This is a genomic window from Novosphingobium sp. 17-62-19 (genome assembly GCF_002256775.1).
Taxonomy (GTDB): domain Bacteria; phylum Pseudomonadota; class Alphaproteobacteria; order Sphingomonadales; family Sphingomonadaceae; genus Novosphingobium.
This window is the reverse complement of sequence record NZ_NCII01000129.1, coordinates 1-6,115: the sequence shown is the minus strand read 5'-3', so window position 1 is coordinate 6,115 and position 6,115 is coordinate 1. Positions and strand designations below refer to the sequence as shown.

Genomic DNA, 6,115 nt, shown 5'->3' with positions numbered 1-6,115 from the left:
CCATCGCGCGCGCCATGACCTGGAACCCCTTGGACCTGTTCCTGCGCCGGGTGGTGATCAAGCGCTAGGGGTCATTCCCCCGCCGCCGCCCACTCCACCAGCCGTTCCATGAAGGCGCCGCCGCGGTCCATCTGGACGGCCTCGACATATTCGTTGGGCTGGTGGGCCTGGTCGATGGAGCCGGGGCCGCAGATGACGGTGGAGAAGCCGGCCTGCTGGAACTGGCCGGCCTCGGTGGCGAAGGCCACCACTCGGGGCGGGCCATTGTCGCCGGTCAGACGGCGCGCGAAGACCTCGGCGACGCCGTCCGGCTCGGGCGCCAGGGGCGGGGTGGCCGATCTCCGCTCGACCCTCACCCCGGCCTCGGGGAAGCGGGCCTTCAGGGCCGCGTCGAGCGCCCCGCATTGGGCGAAGAACGGCGCCAGCAGAGCGTCCGGATCGAGGCCGGCGGCGTAGCGCAGATCGAACTGGAAACTGCACTCCCGGGCCAGGATGTTGCCCGCCGTGCCGCCCTGGACCAGGCCGATGGTCATGGTGGCGTGCTTGGGGGTGAAGAGTGAACTGGGATCAGCCTCCCGCTCCAGCTTCGCCGCCAGGTCGCGCACCGCCGCCATCAGGGGCACGGCCTCCATGATCGCCGAGACGCCGAGCTGGGTCTGGCTGGAATGGGCCTCGTGGCCATTGACCGTCACCAGGTGGTTGATGATCCCCTTGTGGCCACGGACGGCCTCCATGTTGGTGGGTTCCCCCACCACCACCAGGGCGGGGGCCGGCAGCTCCGCCCCGATCAGGCGGATCAGGTCGGGCGCCCCCAGGCAGCCGATCTCCTCGTCATAGGAGAACGCCAGGTGCACCGGCTTCTTCGGACCCGCCGCCACCAGGTCGGGCACGGCGGCCAGCGCCAGGGCCAGGAACCCCTTCATGTCGCAGGTCCCGCGCCCATAGATGCGGCCGTCGTCCTTCGGCGTCAGCTTGAAGGGGTCGGTTATCCAGGCCTGGCCGTCCACCGGCACCACGTCGGTATGGCCCGACAGCACCACGCCGCCCTCGATCATCGGCCCCACTGTGGCCAGCAGGTTGGACTTGGTCCCCTCAGGGTTGGGCGCGCGCCGGTGCGGGACGCCGTGACCGTCCAGATAGGCCTCCACCCATTCGATGAGGGCGAGGTTGGAGAGCCGCGACGTCGTGTCGAAGGCCACCAGGGTGGAAAGGATATCGAGGGCGCGGGCGGTGAGGGTCATGCGTCACCCTAGCCTTGGGCGGCGGCCGGCTCCACCCGCCAGCCCGCGCAACTGAGCGTGAGGGCGCTTGACGTCGGGGCGGTGATCAAGCCTTAGGCACGGCCATGATCCTGACCCTCGCCTGCCCCGACCGTCCCGGCATCGTCGCCCGCGTCTCAGCCTTCCTGTTCGAGCGCGGCGGCAACATCCTTGACGCCCAGCAGTTCGACGACGAGGAGACCGGCCGTTTCTTCATGCGCGTGGTGTTCGCCGGCGACGAGAGCGCCGAGACCTTGCGCGCGGCCTTCGCCCCCCACGCCGAGGAATTCGGCATGGACTGGACCCTGCGCGATTCGAAGGTGAAGAAGCGGGTGATGATCCTGGCCTCGCAGCAGGACCACTGCCTGGCTGACCTGCTCTATCGCTGGCGGCGCGGCGAACTGCCCATGACGCTCTCCGCCGTGGTCTCCAACCACGCCGCCGACACCTATGCCCACCTGGATCTGTCGGGCGTGCCCTTCCACCACCTGCCGGTGGTCCGCGACACCAAGATGGAGCAGGAGGCGGCGCTCTGGAAACTGATCCAGGAGACGCAGACGGAACTGGTGGTGCTCGCCCGCTACATGCAGGTGCTGTCCGACGGCCTGGCGGCCAAGCTGGAGGGCCGCTGCATCAACATCCACCACTCCTTCCTGCCAGGCTTCAAGGGCGCGCGGCCCTATCACCAGGCCCACCAGCGGGGGGTCAAGGTGATCGGCGCGACGGCCCACTACGTCACCGCCGACCTCGACGAGGGGCCGATCATCGAACAGGACGTGGAGCGCATCAGCCACCGCGACACGCCGCGCGACCTGATCCGCAAGGGCCGCGACATCGAGCGCCGGGTCCTGGCCCGCGCCGTGCGGTGGCGACTGGAGGACCGGGTGCTGCTCAATGGGAGCAAGACGGTGGTGTTTACCGACTGAGGCGAGGCCGTAAGAGGTTTTGTCCACGAACCACACGAACGTCACGAACAGTCAGCGGCTCACCCCAACTGTCATCCAGGCCGCAGCGAAGCGGAGAGCCGGAACCCATATGCGCGGGGTTCGCCGGAGAGATCGGCGCTTCTAGGTCCCGGTCTTCCGTTGCGCGAAAACCGGGATGACACTCGGGGAAGCGTCGCCGCCCTCTTGTTCGTGTGGTTCGTGTGGTTCGTGGACGATCTTCTTTCTACGCCCTCCGCAGCATCTTCATCGACTCCAGGTCCGCCGCCTGGGCGCAGTGCCTGCGGGCCATGGTCAGGAACATCTCGTCGCCGCGCTCGGTCTGCTTGGTGCTGACCGAAGCGAAGATGGCGGTGAACACGCCTTGCAGCAGGTAGTGGCGGTAGCCGGTCCAGGCCTCGTTCCAGTCATAGCTGACGCCGTACTTCCGCAGGGCCTCCAGCCATTGTTTCAAGAGGTCCTGCTCATGCTTCTGGCGGATCTCGGTCGGCAGGCCCGCGCCGATGAAATAGGCCACGTCCAGCACGCCGGGACCGAGGGCCACCGACTGCCAGTCCAGAACCGCGAGCGGCCAGCGGCCGCCCTGGGGCTCGAACAGCATATTGTCGAGGCGGTAGTCCAGGTGCTGCAGGGTCGGCGGGGCGGCGGGCCCGGAATAGAAGGCCCCGATATGGTCGGCGAAGTCCTGGCAGATCGTCATGTACTCCGGCTCCAGCCGGCCCTCGTAGCGGGCCCGGAAGGCCGCGATGACGCCGTCGAACATCCCCGCGATCGCGCCCGGATCGATCATCGGGCGATTGAGGAATTCCACCTGCGTCAGGGTCGGATCGGCCCAGCGCGGACCGTGCAGGGCCGCAGCCTCCCGCATGGCCACCTCCGCGTCGGCCAGGGAGCAGCCGGTGAGCTGATCGCCGCCCCGGGCCGGGCCCATGTCCTCCAGCAGGAGGACGAAGTCGCTGGTCTCAGGGTCGATCGCCGCCACGAAGGGCTTCGGCGTGCGGATATCCACCGTGTGGGCGATCTGCTGGTAGAAGCGCACCTCGTTCAGATAGAGGCCGATGGCCCCACCGGTGGCGCGGCTGATCGGGTCGGCGGACGGAAACTTGCCGACCACGCTGGCGGGCGCGCCCTCCACGGGTCGGGCGTAGTCGAGGTTGAAGCGGACGCTCTCCCCCAGCATGCCGTCCCCCACCTTCTGTGTGGTGAAGCCCTCGACGCGGACGGGGATCCCGGCGCCGTTCAGGGCGGCGGTCAGCCAGGCGGCGTCCACGCCGTTGGGGTCGGTGACGATGGGCAGGTCGCTCACGCCGCCTCTCCCAGGACGCGGGCGCGGTGCTCGGGGGTGAAGATCTCGGGCGGCAAGACCTCGGGGCCGGCCATCACCGCGAAGGTGTGGGCCCGCAGCGACGGGTCGAGGCTGGCGCGCTCATGGAGGCTATCCCGCCGGGCCCGCGCCGCCGCGCCGAACTCGGCCTCCAGCGCCGAGACGAGGGCGGCGGTGAACCTCAGGCGGCGCAGGCGCTCGGCGCGCTCCTCGGCGTAGGGCGAGAAATCCGCCCGGGCCCAGTCGGCGTCCGCCTTCAGGATGTTGGTGACAATCCGCACGTCGCGATAGGTGATGGAGAGGCCAAGGCCGATGATCGGGTCGTTCCAGCCGCCGGCGTCCCCCACCAGCACCGCGCCCGGGGCGAAGGGCTGGTCGGTCCAGGCGTCGTTGTTGAAATAGGACAGCAGGGGGCCGATGGGCCTGGCGCCCGCCAGGTGAACATTGTCGGGCGAGCACACCATGCGGAAGGCCTCGAGGAAGGCCGCGGGACCGTCCGGGCCCGCGAACCGGCGGCGCTGATCCAGGGCGTAGCTGCCATAGAGCCGCACGCGGCCGGAGCCCTGCGGGAAGGCCAGGAAGGAGAAGTCCCCCTCCACCCCGATAGCCTGCACCGTGGCGTCCCAGTCGGGCGCGCCGTCCACCAGCAGGCCGGCGAATTTGATCCCGTCCGCCTCCAGCGCCGCGATGGCCGCGCGCACCGCCTGGGCGAAGCCGGCGCCGAGATCGCCGGGAAACACGCGCGGATCGGGCGCGGGCACGGTGCGCACATATTTGGGCGGTGCGCCCACCTTATAGGAGGAGGGCGAAACCTCGGTCACGGCGGTGGTGTTGCCGTGATAGGCGGTCTGCGTGACGATGAAGCCGGTGCCGCCGGTGGCCATGGCGACGATGCGCAGGGCGAAGTCGTTGCTCTCGCTTCCCGTACAGGTGAGCGCGAGATTGGACAGCGCCACCGGGAAGGTCGCCAGCAGCCGCTCGGCATAATCGTGCACGTTATCAAACAGATAGCGGGTGTGGCAGTTCAAAAGCGCCACCTGCTTCTGCACCGCCTCCACCACCTTGGGATGGCAATGGCCCACCGAGGGGACATTGTTATAGAGGTCGAGATAGTCCGCCCCGTCCGCCGTGCGGATCGTCGCGCCGGACGCGCTGACCACATGCAGCGGCTGCTGGTAGAACAGCACGGAGGAGGCGCCGAAGCTGCGCTTGCGGCGTTCCACCAGCACCGCCACATCATCCGAAAGCCCTGCGGTTTCCCCCGGCTGGAAGGCATTGAGGGAGAGGATCTGCTGGGTCTTCATGGGCTCGTTTCCGGTTCTCTTGGCTGTCCCGGCACGCGGCCGGAACGCGTCACGCGCGGGCGGAGAGGAAGGCTTCGGCGAGGGCGATTGTGCCGTCCGTATAGGGAATGCCCATGGCCTGCGCCGTCGGCGTCTCGGCATGGGAGGCGATCCAGGCGGTCAGCAGCATGCGGCGCAGCATGATGAACACCGGCAAGTGCGCCGCCTGCGCATCCGTCAGGGGCAGGCGGGTGCGATAGCCGGCGATCCAGGCGTTCATGAGGGCCGGGACATAAGGCTCGTGCTCGATGAAGGAGATGGCGGCGGCGAAATCATAGAGAAACCAGGAGAAGCCGCAGTCGTCGAAATCGATCAGCGCCAGCTTGTCGCCGTCCACCAGCAGATTTGCGAGCCGCAGATCGGCATGGACGAGGCCGAAACTGTCCCCATCGGTGCCGATGTCGGCCAGCTCGCGCTCCAGCAGCTGGGCGGTTTTCTCCAAGGTGGCGCGGCCCTCGGCGGTGAGGCCGAGGCCGGCACGCCAATCGCCCCACAGCGGTGTGTCGCCGAGCATGGATTGGAAGTTCCACACCTTGCGGGTGAAGCCCTCCGGCCGCGTCCAGGCGCGGGCCTGGGCGTGCAGCCCGGCATGGATGGCGCCGAGCTTCTCGAACCAGCCCACCAGGTCGTCGCCCGCATCCGGCTCCTTGCCGGGCAGGAATTCGAACGCCACCACATGGCGCGTGGTGCCGGCATCGTCGATATCGGCGATCAGCGCGCCGTCACGCAGCGGGATCGGCCGCGGGGTGAGGATGCCGCCCTCGGCGCGCAGGGCGTCGATCCAGGCCAGCTCGGATTCGATCTCGCGGCGGGTGTGATACTCGGGCCGGTGGACGCGGAACACCAGATCGCCGCCGGTGCCGGTATTGCTGGCGCGGAAAGTGGCGTTCTCCGAAATGGTCAGCAGCTTCAGTTCGGTTGTCGGGGCGATGTCCCAGCGCGACAGCGCGCCGCGCACGCCGTCTTCAAGCCGGGTCAGGAATCCGCCGTCATAAAGCACGGGTGTGTCTCCCTCTGGTGCCGTGGTTCGCGCCGCTTCGCGCCCCCTCCCCGGCCCTCCCCCGCACGCGGGAGAGGGCGCGTGCCGCAGACCGGCGCTCGCGTCCCGGCCAAGTGCAGCGCCGGCTTGCCGGCGCGGAACGCGCGCCGGGACCCAGCGCAAAAAGCCGCCGCAGGCGCTGCGATCCTAAAGGCGCGCAGCGCGGCCGGCTGCTGCGCAGAAACATTTCGCTGGGTCCCGGCTCG

General features: G+C 69.0%; 5 protein-coding genes. 1 reads left to right on the top strand and 4 read right to left on the bottom strand.

Annotation, left to right across the window (positions count from 1 at the left end; genetic code table 11):
- Positions 1–71: 71 nt before the first annotated feature.
- A complete protein-coding gene (argE, locus tag B7X90_RS17550) occupies positions 72–1,241 on the bottom strand; it encodes an acetylornithine deacetylase (protein WP_292626697.1) in 1,170 nt (389 codons plus the stop codon).
- 104 nt (positions 1,242–1,345) lie between these two features.
- Between argE and purU the strand changes: the two genes are divergently transcribed.
- Positions 1,346–2,185, top strand: a complete 840-nt coding sequence (gene purU / locus B7X90_RS17545; protein ID WP_292626696.1) for a formyltetrahydrofolate deformylase — start codon at positions 1,346–1,348, stop codon at positions 2,183–2,185.
- Positions 2,186–2,429: 244 nt separating this feature from the next.
- On the opposite strand, the gene B7X90_RS17540 is transcribed toward purU, so the two are convergent.
- The 3 genes from B7X90_RS17540 to B7X90_RS17530 are packed head-to-tail and all read right to left on the bottom strand — an operon-like array spanning position 2,430 to position 5,870.
- A complete protein-coding gene (locus B7X90_RS17540; RefSeq protein WP_292626694.1) occupies positions 2,430–3,509 on the bottom strand; it encodes a phosphotransferase in 1,080 nt (359 codons plus the stop codon).
- Positions 3,506–4,831, bottom strand: coding sequence for an aminotransferase class III-fold pyridoxal phosphate-dependent enzyme (locus B7X90_RS17535; protein WP_292626692.1), 1,326 nt, complete (start codon positions 4,829–4,831; stop codon positions 3,506–3,508). Before B7X90_RS17535 ends, B7X90_RS17540 begins: the two co-directional genes overlap by 4 nt.
- A gap of 49 nt (positions 4,832–4,880) precedes the next feature.
- Positions 4,881–5,870, bottom strand: a complete 990-nt coding sequence (locus tag B7X90_RS17530; RefSeq protein ID WP_292626691.1) for a phosphotransferase — start codon at positions 5,868–5,870, stop codon at positions 4,881–4,883.
- Between the last annotated feature and the right edge of the window lie 245 nt (positions 5,871–6,115).